At 61.1% G+C, this 18,187-nt stretch carries 21 protein-coding genes; 17 read left to right on the plus strand and 4 right to left on the minus strand.

From position 1 onward, the window contains the following. The first annotated feature begins 36 nt into the window (after positions 1-36). Together phaC and CQ002_RS12940 are read left to right on the plus strand one after the other, a co-directional pair. Complete coding sequence (gene phaC, locus CQ002_RS12935) at positions 37-1,719, plus strand: class II poly(R)-hydroxyalkanoic acid synthase (protein ID WP_034105934.1); 1,683 nt, start codon at positions 37-39, stop codon at positions 1,717-1,719. Between the two features lie 27 nt (positions 1,720-1,746). Next, complete coding sequence (locus CQ002_RS12940; protein ID WP_034105937.1) at positions 1,747-2,367, plus strand: TetR/AcrR family transcriptional regulator; 621 nt, start codon at positions 1,747-1,749, stop codon at positions 2,365-2,367. Between the two features lie 39 nt (positions 2,368-2,406). Here the strand turns inward: CQ002_RS12940 and CQ002_RS12945 are convergent, their stop codons facing one another. Further along, positions 2,407-3,096 carry a response regulator transcription factor gene (locus CQ002_RS12945; RefSeq protein WP_234010380.1) on the minus strand — a complete coding sequence of 230 codons (690 nt, stop codon included), beginning with the start codon at positions 3,094-3,096 and terminating at the stop codon, positions 2,407-2,409. Between the two features lie 314 nt (positions 3,097-3,410). Here CQ002_RS12945 and CQ002_RS12950 point away from each other — a divergent pair, with 314 nt between their 5' ends. From CQ002_RS12950 to CQ002_RS12975, 6 genes are all read left to right on the plus strand, one after another. Beyond that, on the plus strand, positions 3,411-3,992 hold the full coding sequence (locus tag CQ002_RS12950) for a fimbrial protein (protein ID WP_034105939.1): 582 nt from the start codon (positions 3,411-3,413) through the stop codon (positions 3,990-3,992). A 94-nt stretch (positions 3,993-4,086) separates the two neighbouring features. Next, the gene (locus tag CQ002_RS12955) at positions 4,087-4,860 is read left to right on the plus strand and encodes a molecular chaperone (protein ID WP_105161524.1); all 774 of its coding nucleotides are present in this window, start codon (positions 4,087-4,089) and stop codon (positions 4,858-4,860) included. 47 nt (positions 4,861-4,907) lie between these two features. After that, on the plus strand, positions 4,908-5,636 hold the full coding sequence (locus CQ002_RS12960) for a molecular chaperone (protein WP_105161523.1): 729 nt from the start codon (positions 4,908-4,910) through the stop codon (positions 5,634-5,636). Between the two features lie 161 nt (positions 5,637-5,797). Further along, positions 5,798-8,365, plus strand: a complete 2,568-nt coding sequence (locus tag CQ002_RS12965) for a fimbria/pilus outer membrane usher protein (RefSeq protein ID WP_105161522.1) — start codon at positions 5,798-5,800, stop codon at positions 8,363-8,365. A gap of 58 nt (positions 8,366-8,423) precedes the next feature. Beyond that, positions 8,424-9,383 carry a fimbrial protein gene (locus CQ002_RS12970; protein ID WP_034105947.1) on the plus strand — a complete coding sequence of 320 codons (960 nt, stop codon included), beginning with the start codon at positions 8,424-8,426 and terminating at the stop codon, positions 9,381-9,383. Positions 9,384-9,402: 19 nt separating this feature from the next. After that, positions 9,403-9,924 carry a fimbrial protein gene (locus CQ002_RS12975; protein ID WP_034105948.1) on the plus strand — a complete coding sequence of 174 codons (522 nt, stop codon included), beginning with the start codon at positions 9,403-9,405 and terminating at the stop codon, positions 9,922-9,924. Between the two features lie 87 nt (positions 9,925-10,011). On the opposite strand, the gene CQ002_RS12980 is transcribed toward CQ002_RS12975, so the two are convergent. The 3 genes from CQ002_RS12980 to CQ002_RS12990 all read right to left on the minus strand — a co-directional run bounded on the left by CQ002_RS12980 (position 10,012) and on the right by CQ002_RS12990 (position 11,802). Next, a complete protein-coding gene (locus CQ002_RS12980; RefSeq protein ID WP_098465614.1) occupies positions 10,012-10,986 on the minus strand; it encodes a phasin family protein in 975 nt (324 codons plus the stop codon). Positions 10,987-10,998: 12 nt separating this feature from the next. Then, a complete protein-coding gene (locus CQ002_RS12985) occupies positions 10,999-11,421 on the minus strand; it encodes a phasin family protein (protein WP_034105950.1) in 423 nt (140 codons plus the stop codon). A gap of 105 nt (positions 11,422-11,526) precedes the next feature. Then, complete coding sequence (locus tag CQ002_RS12990) at positions 11,527-11,802, minus strand: polyhydroxyalkanoic acid system family protein (protein ID WP_016979171.1); 276 nt, start codon at positions 11,800-11,802, stop codon at positions 11,527-11,529. A gap of 144 nt (positions 11,803-11,946) precedes the next feature. Here CQ002_RS12990 and ubiE point away from each other — a divergent pair, with 144 nt between their 5' ends. From ubiE to CQ002_RS13035, 9 genes are read left to right on the plus strand one after another with little or no spacing between them, the layout of a single operon-like run. After that, positions 11,947-12,717 (plus strand): bifunctional demethylmenaquinone methyltransferase/2-methoxy-6-polyprenyl-1,4-benzoquinol methylase UbiE, encoded by a 771-nt coding sequence (gene ubiE / locus CQ002_RS12995; RefSeq protein WP_003171186.1) that lies wholly within the window; start codon positions 11,947-11,949, stop codon positions 12,715-12,717. Beyond that, the gene (locus CQ002_RS13000; protein ID WP_034105952.1) at positions 12,717-13,340 is read left to right on the plus strand and encodes an SCP2 domain-containing protein; all 624 of its coding nucleotides are present in this window, start codon (positions 12,717-12,719) and stop codon (positions 13,338-13,340) included. The genes ubiE and CQ002_RS13000 overlap by 1 nt, the downstream gene beginning before the upstream one ends. Beyond that, entirely contained in the window at positions 13,337-14,941 is a 1,605-nt protein-coding gene (gene ubiB, locus CQ002_RS13005; protein WP_034105953.1) for a ubiquinone biosynthesis regulatory protein kinase UbiB, read from the plus strand. Before CQ002_RS13000 ends, ubiB begins: the two co-directional genes overlap by 4 nt. Positions 14,942-14,982: 41 nt before the next feature. Then, positions 14,983-15,375 carry a phosphoribosyl-AMP cyclohydrolase gene (hisI, locus tag CQ002_RS13010; protein WP_012721796.1) on the plus strand — a complete coding sequence of 131 codons (393 nt, stop codon included), beginning with the start codon at positions 14,983-14,985 and terminating at the stop codon, positions 15,373-15,375. Between the two features lie 2 nt (positions 15,376-15,377). Then, entirely contained in the window at positions 15,378-15,710 is a 333-nt protein-coding gene (locus tag CQ002_RS13015) for a phosphoribosyl-ATP diphosphatase (RefSeq protein ID WP_003209299.1), read from the plus strand. Between the two features lie 26 nt (positions 15,711-15,736). Beyond that, entirely contained in the window at positions 15,737-16,015 is a 279-nt protein-coding gene (locus CQ002_RS13020; RefSeq protein WP_034105955.1) for a twin-arginine translocase TatA/TatE family subunit, read from the plus strand. 10 nt (positions 16,016-16,025) lie between these two features. Beyond that, positions 16,026-16,421 (plus strand): Sec-independent protein translocase protein TatB, encoded by a 396-nt coding sequence (gene tatB, locus CQ002_RS13025; protein WP_105161521.1) that lies wholly within the window; start codon positions 16,026-16,028, stop codon positions 16,419-16,421. After that, entirely contained in the window at positions 16,418-17,206 is a 789-nt protein-coding gene (gene tatC / locus CQ002_RS13030) for a twin-arginine translocase subunit TatC (protein ID WP_034105958.1), read from the plus strand. The genes tatB and tatC overlap by 4 nt, the downstream gene beginning before the upstream one ends. Further along, on the plus strand, positions 17,203-17,910 hold the full coding sequence (locus tag CQ002_RS13035) for a 16S rRNA (uracil(1498)-N(3))-methyltransferase (protein ID WP_069021397.1): 708 nt from the start codon (positions 17,203-17,205) through the stop codon (positions 17,908-17,910). Before tatC ends, CQ002_RS13035 begins: the two co-directional genes overlap by 4 nt. Positions 17,911-18,187 lie beyond the last annotated feature (277 nt).

An 18,187-nucleotide genomic window follows, 5' to 3' on the forward strand; every position in this document is an offset into this window, starting at 1 on the left:
GTGCCTGTTGATGGCTTGACGAAGGAGTGTTGGCTCATGCGAGAAAGACCCGTGACGAACCCGGCGCCCACCCCTGCCGCGTTCATCAATGCGCAAAATGCGATTACCGGCCTGCGCGGTCGAGATTTGCTGTCGACCCTACGCAGCGTCGCCGCCCACGGTTTGCGCAACCCCCTGCACACTGCCCGCCACGCCTTGGCCCTGGGTGGCCAGTTGGGCCGCGTGCTGCTGGGTGAGACGGTGCATGCACCCAACCCCCACGATAGTCGCTTCACCGACCCCACCTGGGCCCTCAACCCGCTGTACCGCCGCAGCCTGCAAGCCTATTTGAGCTGGCAGAAACAAACGCGGCACTGGATCGATGACAGCTCAATGAGTGCCGATGATCGCGCCCGTGCCCATTTTGCCTTCGCCCTGCTCAATGATGCCGTATCCCCCTCCAATACCTTGCTCAACCCCTTGGCGATCAAGGAACTGCTCAACTCCGGCGGCAACAGCGTGGTACGCGGCGCCAGCAACCTGTTCGAGGATTTGCTGCACAACAACGGCCTGCCGCGCCAGGTCAGCAAGCACGCCTTCGAGGTGGGCAAGACGGTCGCGACGACGCCTGGCTCAGTGGTGTTTCGCAATGAGCTGCTGGAGCTGATCCAGTACAAGCCCATGAGCGAAAAACAGTACGCCAAGCCGCTGCTGATCGTGCCGCCGCAGATCAACAAGTACTACATCTTCGACCTGAGCCCGGCCAACAGCTTTGTGCAGTACGCCCTCAAAAACGGCCTGCAGACCTTCATGGTCAGCTGGCGCAACCCGGATGTGAGGCATCGCGAATGGGGCCTGTCCACCTACGTTGCGGCGCTGGAAGAAGCCCTCAATGTCTGCCGGGCCATCACCGGCGCCCGCGAGGTCAACCTCATGGGCGCCTGCGCTGGCGGCCTGACCATCGCCGCCCTGCAAGGCCACCTGCAAGCCAAGCGCCAACTGCGGCGGATCTCCAGCGCCAGTTACCTGGTGAGCTTGCTGGACAGCCAGATCGACAGCCCCGCCACGTTGTTCGTCGACGAACAAGCCCTGGAAGCCGCCAAGCGCCGTTCCTACCAGCAAGGCGTGCTGGATGGCCGCGACATGGCCAAGGTGTTCGCCTGGATGCGCCCCAATGACCTGATCTGGAACTACTGGATCAACAACTACCTGCTGGGCAAGGAGCCGCCGGCCTTCGACATCCTGTACTGGAACAACGACAACACGCGCCTGCCCGCCGCGCTGCATGGCGACCTGCTGGACTTCTTCAAGCACAACCCATTGAGCCACCCCGGCGGCCTGGAAGTCTGCGGTACGCCCATTGATTTGCAGAAGGTCAACGTGGACAGCTTCAGCGTGGCCGGGATCAACGACCACATCACGCCGTGGGACGCGGTGTATCGCTCCACCCAATTGCTGGGGGGCGAAAGGCGCTTCGTGCTGTCCAACAGCGGGCATATCCAGAGCATCCTCAACCCGCCGGGCAACCCCAAGGCCAACTATGTCGAGAACCTCAAGCTGAGCAGCGACCCACGGGCCTGGTACTACGATGCCAATCACGTCGAAGGCAGTTGGTGGCCGCAGTGGCTGGCGTGGGTGCAACAGCGCTCGGGCGTGCAACGCGAAACCCTTACCGCCCTGGGCAACCAGAACTACCCACCGATGGAAGCAGCACCAGGCACCTATGTGCGGGTGCGCTGAGCTCAACGATCCCATTAAGAAGACTGGATGAAGACGCGCGACCGTATCCTTGAATGTGCCCTGCAGTTGTTCAACCAGAAGGGCGAACCCAACGTGTCGACCATGGAGGTGGCCAATGAAATGGGGATCAGTCCCGGCAACCTCTACTATCACTTCCATGGCAAGGAGCCACTGGTACTGGGGCTGTTCGAGCGCTTCCAGAATGAACTGGCGCCCCTGCTCGACCCGCCAGCGGATGCGCAACTGGAAGCCCAGGATTACTGGCTGTTCCTGCACCTGATCGTCGAGCGCATGGCGCATTACCGGTTTTTGTTCCAGGACCTGTCAAACCTGGCAGGGCGCCTGCCGAAGCTGGCCAAGGGGATTCGCAACCTGCTGACCGCGCTCAAGCGCACGCTCGCCTCCTTGCTGGCGCGATTGAAAGCCGATGGGCAATTGGTCAGCGATACCCAGGCACTGGGGCAACTGGTGGAACAGATCACCCTGACCCTGCTGTTTTCCCTCGATTACCAGCGGATTCTCGACCGCGAAGGCGAGGTGCAGGTGGTGGTGTACCAGATCATGATGCTGGTAGCGCCGCATCTGTTACCGCCCGCGCGGCAGGCGACGGAGCGGTGGGCGCTGCGTTATCTGGACAACACTAATTGACGCTCGACGCCGGCGGGTAACGCCTACAGCGACCTCCCGTCACGACGCTCCAAACTGCCGGGTGAATTTGAACAGTTCGCTATCGCTCTTGATACCCAACTTTCGATAAGCCGATTGCTTGTGGGTGCTGATCGTACTTGCACTGCGTGAAAACTTTGCCGCAATTGAACTGACGGACATCCCGTCCAGAAAGCAGCGCAACACTTCCTGTTCCTTGGGCGTGAGGCAGGTAGTTGCTGGAGTTGAAGCACAGGGTTCCCTCTTCGCGCGCGTGTTCGCCATATCGCAAGTGGGCTGCATACCCTGAAGTGCCGACAGCATACAAGGCTGCAAATAAATACAGCCTTGGGCCACCATTCGTATTGCCGTGATTAACTCTGTCAACGTTTGGGTCTTGCCCAACACCCCCCAACATCCCGCCTTCAGCGCCAGTGAAACCGCTGCGGGCGTGTAGTGCGACGTCACGACGATAGGCTTGCACTGCGCGAAACGTCGGCCCAGGGTCTGGAGCAGGCCCAGGCCGTCGAGGTCGGACGGCCCCAGGCTGAAGTCCATGACGACGATATCCACCGGTCGCCGGGCCAGCGCCTCCAGCAATTCCCTGCCCGTGCCGAAAGAGCCGATGACTTCGAGGTCAGCCTCTTGTTCCAGCCCTAATTCGATCCCCTGTCTAACCATCTCATGATCATCAAGCAACATGAGGGTGTGCATATTGGAAGAAATAGGCATCCGTAAACCCGCACAGGTGAGTACCGCTCATCACAAGCATTCTCTATTCATTACGAGCTCGGTATATCCCAGCGGTACCCTGGATTCAACACAGGAAAAAAATTAGTCCTTATCTTTCAGTAGCGTCTTACAGACGCGTCCTACCCAGCCGGTCAATACAATTAATTTTAATCAAATAGACTCTTTTCAAATAATCACGAGGCAAATCTAGTGGCATTTCTATAGTGAGCCTTAACGTTCCGGCCCACATTAAGACCTCCGCCAACTGGCAACTTCAAACGGCGGGTCACGGACAATTCACTATCGGGACTACTATGAAATTCAACGCTCTCTCCGCCCTTGCGGCCGCTACCGCCTTGGCCGCCGCTGTATCGCACACCGCACACGCCGCCAATGACGGCACGATTAACTTCACCGGACTGGTCAACGATGTGACCTGCACCATTGAAGGCTCTGCGCCCGGCACAGGTGCGGTGGTCAAGGACGTCAACCTGGGTGGCGTCTCCGCTGCGCGCCTGGCGAACCCGGGTGACCGCGCCAACCTCACCGGCTTCACCATTCGCATCGGCGCGCCAGGCGAAGGCAGTTGCACCAACGGGCGTACCGCCATGGTTGCGTTCGACCCTACCAGCCCGGCCATTGACGTGGCGACCGGTCGCTTGAACATCGATGGCTACGATGACCCCTCCGACACCACCAACGCCAAGAACGTCCAGGTTGAAGTGACTAACCGCAACGGCTCGCCGATCAACGTCTACACCGAAAAATCGGAAGGTGTGGTGATCGCCGATAACCAGGCAATCATTCCCCTGGCTGCGCAGATGTACGCCAGCGGTGCCGCGACGGAAGGAGCAGTCAAGACGCGCGTCGGCTTTATGGTCGTGTACGCCGACTAAGGGGCATTCGGGCCTGCGCAAGCGGGCCGCACATGCAACGGACCTGCCGCATCCGGGCAGGTCCCACCCCTGATTAGAAGAGACTTGCGACACTATGAAGAGAATGGCCTGCCTCGCGCTTGCCACCTGTGCGCTGGGGTTGCTCTCGCTGCAAGCGACACCGGCCCGCGCAGGGGTGATCATTTACGGCACCCGCGTAATCTTTCCCGCCGAACAGCAAGAAGTCGTCGTACGCCTGGAAAATAAAGGCGACCGACCGGCGCTGGTGCAAACCTGGCTGGACACGGGCGAACTGGACTCGACACCGCAGACGGCACAAACGCCGTTTACCCTTTCGCCGCCGATCTTTCGCATTGAGCCTCATCAGCAACAGGCCTTGCGCCTGCGCTATGTCGGTGAACAGCTGCCCACTGACCACGAAAGCCTGTACTGGTTGAACGTGCTGGAGGTCCCACCACGCTCAGCCAATGCCGAGCAAAACAACCTGGAACTGGCATTCCGCACCCGCTTGCGTGTGTTCCTGCGCCCGCGTGCATTGCCCTACCCGGTAGGCAGCGCCCCGGCCAAACTGCAATGGCAGTTGGTGCCCCATGGCCAGGGTTACGCGCTGCAAGCGACCAACCCCACGCCGTACCATATTTCCGTCACGACGGTGGACTTGCTGAGCGACGGCAAACGGTTCAGCAAAGCGCCAAACAAGGAGGCCAACGATGGCCTGTTGATGCCGGCTGGCGCGGTGAAGCTGTTTGCGCTGCCGCAGCTGCGCGATCGCCCCAACGGCGTACCCAAGGTCGAATTCACCACCGTCAGCGACTACGGTGCCCGCGTGCGCCATTCGGCAATGCTTACCTCTTCGGCCGCGAGATGACCTTTCCCATGAACGCACTCTCACTGTCGCATCGATCGATCAAGTGCATGGCACTGGTCGCCGTGTTATCGGGTACAGCCTTGGCACACGCGAGCGTTGTCATCAACAACACCCGGATTATCTACCCGCAGAACGATAAGGAGGTGACGGTCCGGCTTGAAAGCAAAAACCAGGCACCGGTGCTGATCCAGGCCTGGCTGGACAGCGGTGACGAGCACTCCACGCCGGACCTGGCGGGCATTCCCTTCGTGGCTACGCCGCCCATCTTTCGCATGGAGCCTGGCAAACAACAGGTCGTGCGCCTTGCGTACACCGGCGAGCAGTTGCCGACGGAACAGGAAAGCCTGTTTTGGTTCAACCTGCTGGAAGTGCCCGCACAACCCCAGGGCGGCCAACAAGGCAATCAATTGCAGTTGGCTTTCCGCTCGCGCATCAAGCTGTTCTTCCGCCCACCCAACCTGCCTTACGGCGTCGAAGACGCGCCGGGCAAACTGCAGTGGCGTCGCGCAGCCAGCGAGCAAGGCCAAATCCTGGAGGTTTACAACCCCACGCCTTATCACGTGACCTTCGAGCAGATCGACGTGCTGGAGTCGCAGCAACGCCACGCCCGCAAGGCTGCCAAATCTGGCGCGCAAAACATGGTGGCCCCCGGTGCACGCAACCGCTTTGAACTGCCCGATCTCAAGGCGCCACCGGGCAGTGCGGCCACTGTCGAGTTCCAGACGCTCGACGACTTCGGGGTAAAGACTGCACACAGCGCCAAGGTCTCGTCATGACGGCCTAGAGACGCGACCTGCGCGGCACCCGGCCAACACCTTTGCAGGCAATGCCGGCTCCATCACTCACTTCAATGAACACGGTTGTTTGATGCCCGTTTACCCGGGCAGGGCTTCCCTATGCCCGGATTCAGACAGTGCCTATTTTGGGAATGGTAAACATGAGTTTGAACATGCGCGCCAGCGTAAGAATCCGGTCATTACCAGGCCATCGTTGGGTGCGAACGGCGCGTTGCCTGTTGCTGCTCAGTGGCGCCACTGCCATGACCGCCCACGGTGTCGAGAATGTCGAGTTCAACCCTGCCTTTTTTCCGAACGGTGCGAATGGCAACCAGGTTGATGTTTCCAGGTTCAGCCAAGGCAACGTCGTGCTGCCCGGCAGTTACCGTGTCGACGTCTACCTCAATGGCCAATGGATCGGGCGCGAGACCTTGTCCTTCGTGGCGGTCGAAGGCCGGGACTCGGCGCAAATGTGCCTTGAGCGTGAAGCACTGGTCAGGTTTGGCATCGACTTGGACGCACCGCTGAATCAACCTGCTGAAGTCGACCAGCCAGCCGCCGCGCCGTTTGCAGCGTGCGAAGACGTCGCGAGTTACCTGCCAGGCAGCCACAGCCAATTCGACCCTGGCGAAAACCGCCTGACGCTGCAGGTTCCACAGGTCTACCTGGCACGCCAGGCACGGGGATACGTGGACCCCAAACACTGGGACAGCGGAGTCGATGCCGCCTTTGTGCGCTACAACGCCAATACCTTTGCGGCACAGGCCAATGGTCGCTCCATCAACTCCCATTACCTGGGGGTGAACAGCGGCCTCAACCTGGGCGAGTGGCACTGGCGCCACAATGGTAGCTTCAGCCGCACCGCGATCGGTTCGGGATACCAAAGCAGCAGCACTTACGTACAGCGCGAACTGAGCCCACTGCGCTCACAGTTGGTGGTCGGCGAGATCTTTACCCCAGGTGAACTGTTCGACAGCGTGCGCCTGCGCGGCGCCAGCCTGTTCAGCGATGACCGGATGCTGCCGGATTCCCAGACCGGTTTTGCGCCCGTTGTACGGGGTATTGCCGAGACCAATGCCCGGGTGACTGTACGCCAACGCGGCGTACTGCTGGATGAAGTGTCTGTCGCCCCCGGCCCGTTTGTGCTCAACGACCTGTTTCCCACCGGCTATGGCGGCGACCTGACAGTCACGGTCACCGAGGCCGATGGTCGCCAACGAGAGTTCATTGTGCCGTTCGCCGCCAACGCCAACCTCCTGCGCGCGGGCTATAGCCGCTATGCCCTGAGTGTCGGCCAATTGGACGAGATTGGCCTGCGTCACCCTCCCACGTTGATGCAAGCGACCTACCAGCATGGCCTCAGCAACCTGCTGACCGGCTACACCGGCGCGGTAGTGGGCGAGGACTACCAGTCGCAGTTAGTGGGCGCGGCGTTCAATACCCCGTTGGGCGCGCTGTCGCTCGACCTGACCAATTCGAGCGCAAAGCTTTCCGGTCACGAAGCCCGTGAGGGACGAAGCGTCCAATTGCGCTACAGCAAGAACTTCACCGACACCGGCACTCACTTTGCCCTGGGTGCCTATCGTTACTCCACGGAGGGTTTCCTGAGCGTGGCCGACGCCGCACGGGTTCGCGGCCTCGCGATCGACGGGCTCAACCTGGACAACGTCTCGCGCCTGCGGGACCGGATGGACATCAGCCTCAACCAAAGCCTGGGCAACGGTTCGGTGTACCTGACGGGCTCCTCGCAAAACTACTGGAACCGCAAAAGCGGCAACCTGACCTTTACCACGGGTTACACCAGCAGTTGGAAGGGCCTGCACTACACCGTAAGCGCACAACGCACCAAGGACTTGCTGAGCGATCGGGTCGACAAACAAGTGGAGCTGTCCCTGAGCTTCCCGCTGGGCAGCGGTGCACGCGCGCCCACCCTGACCAGCGCAGCGTATCGCGGCAATCAAAGCAGTGGCGAGCGCGTGAACCTGGGCGGCAGCCTGGGTGAACGCAGCGAATTCACCTATGGGGTCGGCGGTACACGCACGCAAGGTAGCGGTAATGCCACGAGTGCCGACATGAAGTATCAGGCCAGCCACGGCGTGCTGTCTGCCGGCTATGGGCAGAGCAACTCGCACCGTGCGGCGTCCTTCGGCATGACCGGCGGTGTCGTCGTCCACGCCGGCGGCGTGACCTTCGCCCCAGAGCTGGGCGACACCCTGGGCATCGTCCAGGCATCGGATGCACAGGGGGCGCGGATCAACGGCAACCACGGCGCCCAAGTCGGCGGGAATGGTTATGCGATCGTGCCGCACCTCACACCGTATCGCCAGAACGTGGTCGAGTTGGACCCCAAGGACTTGTCGGTGGACGTCGAGCTCAAGACCGCCGCGCAGAACGTCGCGCCCCGCGCAGGCTCGGTGGTGAAACTGCACTTCGATACCGTCAGCGGCCAGGCCATCTTGATCACGGCATTGCGCGAGGACGGCGGTGCCCTGCCGTTCGGTTCGGATGTATTCGACGAAGACGGCGCCAGCGTCGGCATTGTCGGACAGGGCGGCAAAGCCTTTGTACGCGTCGCCCGCACGCAGGGACGATTAACCGTCAAGTGGGGGGCGGATGCCAGCGCCTCCTGCCGGCTGCAATACGGCCTGGATTCGCAGTCGCTGGCTGATGGCAGCCCGCGTTTGCGCCACTTGGACGCAGGCACGTGCGTAACCCCTACGAGCGGTTGATGTGACACAGGCGCGCCACGCGCCTGCTGTCGCCCTATTTCTTATTGCAGGAATAAAGATGAAACAGTCCACCACACTTCTTTCGGCACTGCTCGTGCTGAGCCTGCCGGGCACTGTTCAAGCGGCGTGCGACAGTTACATGAACTCTACCCATGAGCTCAGGCTGCCCGCCACGATCACCGTACCCGACAGCCTTCCCGTGGGCGCTGAGATCACCCGCACCGCCTTCAGCGGCGTTGTACCCGGACGCTTCATGAATTGCGCCACCAGTACCCTGGTCTCGATTTACGGGCGTTACAACGGGATGCAGACACCGACGCCCCCCTACGCCTGGCGCACCGAAGCACCAGGCGTAGGCATCCTTATCACGATCACCGATGCCCGCCCATCGACCAGCCTCTATGCGTTCACAAGCGGTGAAACCGTACTGCCTGTCGGAAGGCATCCCATCTTCACGAATGCAGAAGCGAGGTTCATCAAAATCGGGCCGGTCACGGACGGGGTAGTGCCTGCCGGCACCATCTGGAGCCACAGCATGCGCAATATCGGCCCACCCGCAGGCATCTTCCGGCTGAACATCAACAACGCCATACGCTTCGTCAGGCCCGCCGCCACGTGCAACCTGGCGACCGGCGACGTCAACCGCACCCTCACACTGCCCCCCATACAAGCCAGCGCGCTAAGAGACTCGGTGTACGCGGGCGAACACCATTTCGAGCTGACCGCCAATTGCAGCGATGCCTCCAACGTCACCTTTCAATTCACCGGTGCCCCCGCGCCCGGCAATGACCTGCTCTTTGCCAATACCGGCACTGCCGGCGGCATAGCGCTGTGGCTGTATTCACGCATCAATGGCATTGGCCAGACCATTACCCCCGGTGGCAACGGCAACACACGCACGCTGGTTGTATCCGGCAATCGTGCGGTATTGCCCCTCGGTGCCGCCTATCACAGGAACGGCACGGTCAGCCAAGGCACGCTGGCCAGCACCGCCACTGTCAACATCACCTACAACTGAAAAAAACAAGGACTGACTGATGAACATCCGACCTCTTACCCTTCTTCTGGCCATCACCGCGGGCCTGGCTGGTAACGCCGCGCAGGCCGCCACCACGGGCACCTTGCGCTTTGTTGGCCAGGTCAACGCCGGCACGTGCAACCTGGCCGCCGGTGACGCGAACCGTAGCGTGACACTGCCGCCGGTCAAGGTTTCCGACTTCGACTCAGCCGTCGCGGCGGGAGGGCTCGACTTCGACATTTCCGCCGATTGCGAGTCGGATATTCGTAACGTGATTTTCCTGTTCACGGGTACGCCCGCGGTGGGCAACGGCGCGATGTTCAGCAACACGGGGACCTCTGCGGGAACGGGCCTCTGGCTGTCGCACCGTGGCATTGCAGACATCCCCGCAAACGGTACTGTCGCCCAACGCAGCCGTACGATCGCGACCAGCAGCAACAAGGCCGTGATGCCGCTCAGGGCAACGTACTTCAAGACCGGTGCAACCGTCACAGCCGGCACCCTGGCCAGCGCCGTTACCGTTTCGATCACTTACAACTGACAGGGCCTGAGGCAGCAGCCAGGCGGCGCGCAGGCAAAAAAAATGCCCGACCTTTGCAGGCCGGGCATTTTCTCAGGTCCTGGACAATCAGGACTGACTGGATGGCGTCGGGGTTGCCGGCGTTACAGTCGGGTTCACGGCAGCTGGAGTCGGTGCGGATACCGAGTTGGCTGTCGAGGTGGTTGGCGCCGCAGCAGTAGCAGGCTTTGCCGCAGCGGCAGGCTTGGCTGCTGCTGGTTTTTTCGCCACTGCGGGTTTCTTCGCGGCGGCTGGTTTTGCCGCAGGCTTGGCAGCGGCCGGCTTGGCTGCAGGTTTCGCAGCCGCCGGTTTGGCAGCGGGTTTGGCGGCGGCGGTTTTGGCCGCTGGTTTGGCGGCGGGTTTAGCGGCGGCCTTGGCTGCAGGTTTAGCAGCAGGCTTGGCAGCAGCTTTAGCGGCTACAGGTTTGGCAGCCGGCTTGGCGGCGGGTTTGGCCGCTGCCGTTTTAGCGGCCGGCTTGGCGGCGGGTTTGGCAGCCGCTTTGGCGGGCGCCTTGGCCGCAGGTTTGGCAGCCGGCTTGGCGGCAGCTTTTACCAGAGGCTTGGCGGCAGTTTTTGCAGCAGGTTTGGCCGCTGCGGTTTTAGCGGCTGGCTTGGCAGCAGGTTTGGCCGCTGCGGTTTTCGCCGGAGCCACTTTTGCGCCGGTGAGTTTTTCAATTTGCTTGGTCAGGGTATCGACCTTGCTGTGCAGCGTTTTCAGCTCGGCCTTGCTCGGCACGCCCAGTCGCGAAATGGCACTGTTAAGGCGCTTGTCGAACGTCTCTTCCAACTTGCCCCACGTGTCAGAAATACTCGACTTGGCGGAACCGGCAGTTGCCTTGGCCGCTTCAACTTTTTTACCCACGGTGGTTTTGGTCAACTTCTCGGCCTTCTCGCCGTCCTTGACCAAAGTCTCGAAGTACTTGCCGCCGTCACTGCTAACCTTCGAGTACACGCCTAAACCAGCAAGCCAGATCTTACGGGAATATTTTTCAACTTCCCCGACCCACGAGCTGCCTTCTTTCTGAGTAGTCTTTTTAACAGCCATCCCGATGTCTCCTTAGTGTTTACGCGCGACACGTTCTAGCAATGTCGTCAGCTCTTCGAGCTTAGCAGAGAGTGTCTCAACGTCATGTTTAGACGCAATGCCGATTCGATTCAAGGCACTGGCAACACGAGTATCAAAAGCTTTTTCAACTTTATCCAGCTGAACTTCTACCAGGCCTTTGACAGAGGAGACATTACTCTTGACTTGATCAATCTGACTGTTGGCGGCCTCAAGTTGTTCAACTGCAACTTTTTTGCCTTTACTTTCAACATGTTGACCAGTCTTAACCAGCTCTTTGAAGTAATCGCTGCCCTCGCTTCCAACCTTGGCGTAGGCACCCAGTCCTGCCAGCCAGATCTTGCGGGCGTAGGATTTAACGTCGCTCAAGGTCGTGGTCTGGGCGTCGATTTTTTTCTTCAGGATAACTTTAGCCATGGTGCACCTCACACAGAATAGGGGGGAGGAACGGCCCACAGGAGTTGAGGGCTTGGGCACAAAGTAGGCTGGAAAATTAGAATCGGCACCCTAAGAACACTTGGATCAGGCCAATGCCTTATCCAGGGCTTTTTCGATTTCGGACTTGATGGTGCCACTCATGGCCGACATCAACAGCCCCAGTTCCACATCAATGCGCAGCGAATCATCGGCGACGACGACCGTGCCTTTAACCCCCGAACGCTTGAGGTTCAAGGTATCACCGGACCACGACGGCTCCAGGCCATATTGCTCCTTGAGTTTGTGCGCCAACTTGTCGGCCTTTGCGCGTGCCCCTTCTTTACCCAGGGAATGTGCACGCTCAACGGTTATACGGGCCATTGCAATGACTCCTCTTTATACGGATGTGAATACCTTCGATGCGGCAAAAGGTCTCGGTGACCACCCATCTTACCTTCAGCCTTGCCAAGACAAAGCAAGCCTTGGGGATTATCATGTCCCGCATTCTCTTTTGGTGACAGCGATATGACTGATCAGCGCAAAGGCAGCGATGCCGAACCCACCACTCACTTCGGCTTCAAGAACGTCCCGGAAAGCCAGAAAGCGGAAAAAGTCGCTGAGGTGTTCCATTCCGTAGCGGCCAAGTACGACCTGATGAACGACGTGCTCTCGGGCGGCATGCACCGCCTGTGGAAGCGGTTCACCATCGAGCTGTCGGGTGTTCGCACCGGCAACCGCGTACTCGATATCGCCGGCGGCACGGGCGACCTGGCAGCCAAGTTCTCCAAGCTTGTCGGCCCGACCGGCCAGGTGGTCCTCGCGGACATCAACGGTTCGATGCTCAAGGTCGGCCGTGACCGCCTGCTCGACAAAGGCGTGGCCGGCAACATCGAGTTCGTGCAGGCCGACGCTGAAAAGCTGCCGTTTCCCGACAACCACTTCGACTGCGTGACCATCGCCTTCGGCCTGCGCAACGTGACCCACAAGGAAGACGCGATCCGCTCGATGCTGCGCGTCCTCAAGCCGGGTGGCCGCTTGTTGGTGCTGGAGTTCTCCAAGCCGACCAACGCGCTGATGTCCAAGGTCTACGACACTTACTCCTTCGCGTTCATGCCATTGATGGGCAAGCTGATCACCAATGACGCCGAGAGCTACCGCTACCTGGCCGAGTCGATCCGCATGCACCCCGACCAGGAAACCCTGAAGTCAATGATGGTAGAAGCCGGTTTCGACCGCGTGACCTACCACAACATGACCTCGGGCATCGTCGCCCTGCACCGCGGCATCAAGCCCTGATGTTGCTCAAAGGTCTTCTCGCCAGCGTTGAACACGGCCTCAACCGTGTATTGCGCCTGGACAGCACAGCCCTGGCGCGGCTGGCGCACCTCAACGGCAAGATCATTGCCGTCGACTGCCGCAGCCCCGCCTTGCAGCTGTTTATCCTGCCCAGCGATGAAGGCCTGCTGCTCGCGGGCGACTGGGCCGCTGAAGCCGACTGCACCCTGCGTGCGCCGGCTTCGAGCCTGTTGCACCTGGCCCTGAGCCGCAACAAGACTGCCATCCTGCACGGTGCCGAAGTGGAACTGGAAGGCGACAGTTCGGTGCTGATGGACCTGGCCGCCGTGCTGCAAGACCTGGAACTGGACTGGGAATACGAGCTGTCCCGTTGGGTCGGCCCGGTGGCCACCCAGTTGATCAGCGGGCACCTGCGCAGCCGCTCGCGCTGGTACCAGCAGGGGTTCGCCAGCCTCAACCAGAACCTCGCCGAATACCTGAGCGAAGAATCGCGCACCCTGGTCGGGCAGCGGGAAGCGCAAGCGCGCTTTCGTGAACTCGACAAGGCCAAAATCGACCTGGAACGCCTCGAGGCACGCTTCGAGCGCCTGAGCCGTTCCCTTGATCCAAGCGATAACGCATGAAGCTGCTCGCCGTCCGCCGTCTGTTTCGTATCCAGCGCGTCGTAATCCGCTACCGTCTCGATGACCTGCTGTTCGCCCTGCCCCTGCCTTGGTTCCTGCTCGCGGTACGTTACGTACTGCCGTGGCGCTGGTTCCCGCGCAAACAGCTGGCGTTGAGCCGTGGCGCGCGCCTGCGCCTGGCGCTGCAGGACCTGGGGCCGATCTTCATCAAGTTCGGGCAGATCCTCTCGACACGCCGCGACCTGCTGCCCGAGGACATCGCCGATGAGCTGATGCTGCTGCAGGATCGCGTGCCACCGTTCGATTCCCAGCAGTCGATGAAGCTCATTGAAGAACAGCTGGGCAAGAAGATCAGCGAAGTATTCAGCCGCTTCGACGTCGACCCGCTGGCCTCGGCATCGGTCGCACAGGTGCACGCGGCGCAGCTCAAGACTGGCGAAGAAGTGGTGGTGAAGGTGATCCGCCCCGGCCTCAAGCCGATCATCGGCCAGGACCTGGCATGGCTGTTCATCCTCGCCCGCGCCGCCGAGCGATTTTCTGCCGATGCACGGTTGCTGCACCCGGTGGACGTAGTGGCCGACTACGAAAAAACCATCTACGACGAACTCGACCTGCTGCGCGAAGCAGCGAATGCCAGCCAGCTCAAGCGCAACTTCGAAGGCTCGCCACTGCTGTACGTGCCGCAAGTGTATTGGGACTGGTGCCGTCCGAAAGTACTGGTGATGGAGCGCATCTACGGCGTGCAGGTCACCGACCTCGCGACCCTGGCCGACCAGCGCACCGACATGAAGATGCTCGCCGAGCGCGGTGTGGAGATCTTCTTTACCCAGGTATTTCGCGACAGTTTCTTCCACGCCGACATGCACCCGGGCAACATTTTCGTCAGCACCGTCAACCCGTGGAGCCCGCAGTACATCGCGATCGACTGCGGCATCGTCGGCAGCCTGACGCCGGAAGACCAGGACTACCTGGCGCGCAACCTGTTCGCCTTCTTCAAGCGCGACTACCGCCGCGTGGCGCAGTTGCACATCGATTCGGGCTGGGTGCCGGCGGAAACCAAGCTCAATGAATTCGAAGCGGCGATCCGCACCGTGTGCGAGCCGATCTTCGAAAAACCGTTAAAAGATATTTCCTTTGGCCAGGTGCTGATGCGCCTGTTCCAGACCGCGCGGCGGTTCAACATGGAAGTGCAGCCGCAGTTGGTATTGCTGCAAAAAACCTTGCTCAACATCGAAGGCCTGGGCCGTCAGCTGTACCCGGACCTCGACCTGTGGAACACCGCGCAGCCGTTCCTGGAACGCTGGATGCGCGAGCGGATGAGCCCGAAAACCGTGCTGGGCAACCTGCATAGCCAGATGGAACAACTGCCGCACCTGGCCAACATGACCCGAGACCTGTTGGAGCGCATGTCCCAGCCCCACGCCAAGGACCCGGCGCCGCCTTGGAAAAAGCCCAAAGACGACTGGTTCCTGCGCCTGCTGGGTGCTGCTCACCTGGTCGGAGGGGTGATGCTGGCCATCGGTGGCCCGCTGAACCAACTGGGCCACTGGCCGGCCGGTATCATGGTCGCCGTGGGTGTTTATCTGATCGTGCGTCGATAGCCAATCCGGTTATACACTGTCGCAAATTGCCGGAGCCGAACATGAAAGACTGGCTGGACGAGATCAAGTGGGACAGTGACGGCCTGGTGCCGGCCATTGCCCAGGACTACAAGACCGGGCGCGTGTTGATGATGGCCTGGATGAACCGCGAGGCCCTGAGCCTCACCGCCACTGAGCAGCGCGCCATCTACTGGTCACGCTCGCGTGGCAAACTGTGGCGCAAGGGCGAAGAGTCCGGGCACGTGCAGACCCTGCACGAGATGCGCATCGACTGCGACGCCGACGTGGTGATCCTCAAGGTCGAGCAGATCGGCGACATCGCTTGCCACACCGGCCGACACAGCTGCTTCTATCGCGTATTCGAGAATGGCGAATGGAAGGTTGTGGAACCGGTGCTCAAAGACCCGCACGCCATCTACTCGGCAGGACACTAGACATGAGCGATACCCTCAACCGCGTGGCACAGGTGCTCGAAGACCGCAAAGGCGCGGACGCCGACAGCTCCTATGTCGCCAGCCTGTACCACAAGGGCTTGAACAAGATCCTGGAAAAACTCGGCGAAGAATCCGTCGAGACCATCATCGCCGCCAAGGACGCGCAAATCAGCGGCGACTGCAGCGATGTCATCTACGAAACCGCCGACCTATGGTTCCATAGCCTGGTCATGCTCGCCCAACTGGGGCAGCATCCGCAGGCAGTGCTGGATGAACTGGACCGTCGCTTCGGCTTGTCAGGGCATGCCGAGAAGGCCTCGCGCCCGTCCGCCTGAATAACTAAGACTAGAGGATTTGCAGCATGGGCATTTTTGACTGGAAACACTGGATCGTCATTCTGGTGGTGGTGGTACTGGTGTTCGGCACCAAGAAACTCAAGAACCTGGGCACTGACGTGGGCGAATCGATCAAGGGCTTCCGCAAAGCCATGAACGACGATGAAAAACCCGCCGAACCTGCCGCCAACCCGGTACCGCCGGCGCAGCCTGTGCACCCCCAGGCCACCCAGCCGATCACCGAGCGTCGTACCTTCGACGTACAGGCTGAGAAAGTCGAAGAGCCGACCCGCAAAGACTCGTGAGCACTGACTAATGTTTGGTATCAGCTTCTCTGAACTGCTCCTCGTCGGCCTTGTGGCCCTGCTGGTACTGGGGCCGGAACGCCTGCCCGGTGCCGCGCGCACGGCCGGCCTATGGATCGGGCGCCTGAAACGCAGTTTCAACGCCATCAAACAGGAAGTTGAACGGGAAATCGGTGCCGACGAGATCCGCCGGCAACTGCACAACGAACACATTCTGTCGTTGGAGCAGGAAGCACGGAAGATCCTGTCGCCCGTGCAGGAGCCCGCCAAGCCGGCGGCGCCTGTGGCCGTGCCTGGCGCGACTGAAGCAGCACCCGTGGCACCAACCGCGCCAACCGAGCCTGCGCCGACGCCTGCCGCGTCGCCCGCGCCCCATGACCCTACATTGCCGCCGCGAGCCCCATGAGCGCTGATAAACCGGAAAACGACCAGCATATGCCACTGGTCTCGCACCTCACCGAGCTGCGTACCCGCCTGCTGCGTTGCGTAGCGGCCATCTTCATCATCTTTGCCGGGTTGTTTGCCTTCACCCAGCAGATCTATACGTTCGTCTCGACGCCACTGCGCCAGTATCTGCCAGCGGGCGCGACGATGATCGCCACCGATGTGTCATCGCCCTTCCTCACGCCGTTGAAGCTGACCATGATGGTCTCGCTGTTCCTGGCGATCCCGGTGATCCTGCACCAGATATGGGGCTTTATCGCACCGGGCCTGTACAAGCATGAGAAGCGCATCGCCGTGCCGTTGCTGGTGTCGAGCATCCTGCTGTTCTACACCGGCATGGCGTTCGCCTACTTCCTGGTGTTCCCGCTGATCTTCAAGTTCTTCGCCGCCGCCACCCCGGCCGGGGTGGAAATGATGACAGACATCACCAGCTACCTCGACTTCGTGATGACGCTGTTCTTCGCCTTTGGCGTTGCCTTCGAGATCCCGGTGGCCGTGGTACTGCTGGTATGGATCGGCGTGGTCGACGTGAAGTACCTGAAGAAGATCCGTCCGTACGTGATCATCGGCTGCTTCGTGGTCGGCATGATCCTCACGCCGCCGGACATCTTCTCCCAGACATTGCTGGCTGTGCCGATGTGGATGCTGTTCGAGATTGGCATCCTGTTCAGCGGCTTGATCAGCAAGCGCGGCGAACACCCGGATGACCAGCCCGACGACGACCAGCCGCCAGCGACCCAGCCGTGAACCTGCTGCTGCTGGAAGAGGCCGACTTTATCGCGGCCGACCGCGTGGTGCTGCGCGATAGGCGCCTGGTGCACATGCAGGAAGTCCACCGCGCGGCCGTCGGCGACAGCCTGCGCGTCGGCCGCATCGGCGGGTTGATGGGCAATGCGCAACTCGTGCGCCTGGAAGCCCGTGAAGCCGAACTGCAGGTGAGTTTCGACCAGCCCCCGCCCGCCAAGCTGCCGCTGACGCTGCTGCTGGCCCTGCCGCGCCCGAAAATGCTGCGTCGGGTGCTGCAGACTGTGGCCGCCATGGGTGTGCCCAAGGTCGTACTGGTCAACAGCTACCGGGTCGAAAAGAGCTTCTGGCAAACCCCGTTCCTGGAGCCCGAGGCGATTCGCGAGCAACTGATCCTCGGCCTTGAACAAGCGCGGGACACGGTTCTGCCCGAGATCGTCATCGAAAAACGCTTCAAACCGTTCGTCGAAGACCGCCTGCCGGCCATGACCGAAGGCACCCTGGGCCTGGTCGGCCACCCGGGCGATTACCCCGCGTGCCCACGTGGGCTGGAGGAGCCAGTGACACTGGCAATCGGCCCGGAAGGCGGCTGGATCCCCTACGAAGTCGACCTGCTGGCCAAAGCCGGATTACAGCCCGTGCAGCTCGGTGCACGCATCCTGCGCGTCGAAACCGCCGTCACCGCCCTGCTCGCGAGACTGTTCTAACACCACCTCCCCTGCAGGAGCCGGCGTTAAGCACAGGTATCTACACAACGCTGTCACCCCCTAACCACGATGCGAAGCGAGCCGCTCTTGCTCTTGATCCTGATCTCAGGCGCCCCATCAAACACGCTGGCCGGAATTCGACAGGGATTTGGGGGGTAAACCGGCAGGGATGCCGGTTTAGCCGCCCCGCGCCATGGAGGGCGCGTGGCGGCGGCCCCCCAAATCACTGTCGGATTACGGGCACACCGAGCCTAGGCGAGGTGCCGAGTGTTGGGGC

Source organism: Pseudomonas sp. MYb13, from assembly GCF_002980075.1.
Taxonomy (GTDB): Bacteria; Pseudomonadota; Gammaproteobacteria; order Pseudomonadales; family Pseudomonadaceae; genus Aquipseudomonas; species Aquipseudomonas lurida.

What these genes read in the sequence shown, in the direction of transcription:
- tatC (WP_034105958.1), top strand. Translation starts at nt 16,418, where the DNA reads ATGAGCGCTGATAAACCGGAAAACGACCAGCATATGCCACTGGTCTCG.
- CQ002_RS12965 (WP_105161522.1), top strand. Translation starts at nt 5,798, where the DNA reads ATGAGTTTGAACATGCGCGCCAGCGTAAGAATCCGGTCATTACCAGGC.
- ubiE (WP_003171186.1), top strand. Translation starts at nt 11,947, where the DNA reads ATGACTGATCAGCGCAAAGGCAGCGATGCCGAACCCACCACTCACTTC.
- CQ002_RS12940 (WP_034105937.1), top strand. Translation starts at nt 1,747, where the DNA reads ATGAAGACGCGCGACCGTATCCTTGAATGTGCCCTGCAGTTGTTCAAC.
- CQ002_RS12955 (WP_105161524.1), top strand. Translation starts at nt 4,087, where the DNA reads ATGAAGAGAATGGCCTGCCTCGCGCTTGCCACCTGTGCGCTGGGGTTG.
- CQ002_RS12980 (WP_098465614.1), bottom strand. Translation starts at nt 10,986, where the DNA reads ATGGCTGTTAAAAAGACTACTCAGAAAGAAGGCAGCTCGTGGGTCGGG.
- CQ002_RS12950 (WP_034105939.1), top strand. Translation starts at nt 3,411, where the DNA reads ATGAAATTCAACGCTCTCTCCGCCCTTGCGGCCGCTACCGCCTTGGCC.
- CQ002_RS13015 (WP_003209299.1), top strand. Translation starts at nt 15,378, where the DNA reads ATGAGCGATACCCTCAACCGCGTGGCACAGGTGCTCGAAGACCGCAAA.
- CQ002_RS13020 (WP_034105955.1), top strand. Translation starts at nt 15,737, where the DNA reads ATGGGCATTTTTGACTGGAAACACTGGATCGTCATTCTGGTGGTGGTG.
- CQ002_RS12945 (WP_234010380.1), bottom strand. Translation starts at nt 3,096, where the DNA reads ATGCCTATTTCTTCCAATATGCACACCCTCATGTTGCTTGATGATCAT.
- phaC (WP_034105934.1), top strand. Translation starts at nt 37, where the DNA reads ATGCGAGAAAGACCCGTGACGAACCCGGCGCCCACCCCTGCCGCGTTC.
- tatB (WP_105161521.1), top strand. Translation starts at nt 16,026, where the DNA reads ATGTTTGGTATCAGCTTCTCTGAACTGCTCCTCGTCGGCCTTGTGGCC.
- CQ002_RS12970 (WP_034105947.1), top strand. Translation starts at nt 8,424, where the DNA reads ATGAAACAGTCCACCACACTTCTTTCGGCACTGCTCGTGCTGAGCCTG.
- ubiB (WP_034105953.1), top strand. Translation starts at nt 13,337, where the DNA reads ATGAAGCTGCTCGCCGTCCGCCGTCTGTTTCGTATCCAGCGCGTCGTA.
- CQ002_RS12990 (WP_016979171.1), bottom strand. Translation starts at nt 11,802, where the DNA reads ATGGCCCGTATAACCGTTGAGCGTGCACATTCCCTGGGTAAAGAAGGG.
- CQ002_RS13000 (WP_034105952.1), top strand. Translation starts at nt 12,717, where the DNA reads ATGTTGCTCAAAGGTCTTCTCGCCAGCGTTGAACACGGCCTCAACCGT.
- CQ002_RS12960 (WP_105161523.1), top strand. Translation starts at nt 4,908, where the DNA reads ATGGCACTGGTCGCCGTGTTATCGGGTACAGCCTTGGCACACGCGAGC.
- hisI (WP_012721796.1), top strand. Translation starts at nt 14,983, where the DNA reads ATGAAAGACTGGCTGGACGAGATCAAGTGGGACAGTGACGGCCTGGTG.
- CQ002_RS12975 (WP_034105948.1), top strand. Translation starts at nt 9,403, where the DNA reads ATGAACATCCGACCTCTTACCCTTCTTCTGGCCATCACCGCGGGCCTG.
- CQ002_RS12985 (WP_034105950.1), bottom strand. Translation starts at nt 11,421, where the DNA reads ATGGCTAAAGTTATCCTGAAGAAAAAAATCGACGCCCAGACCACGACC.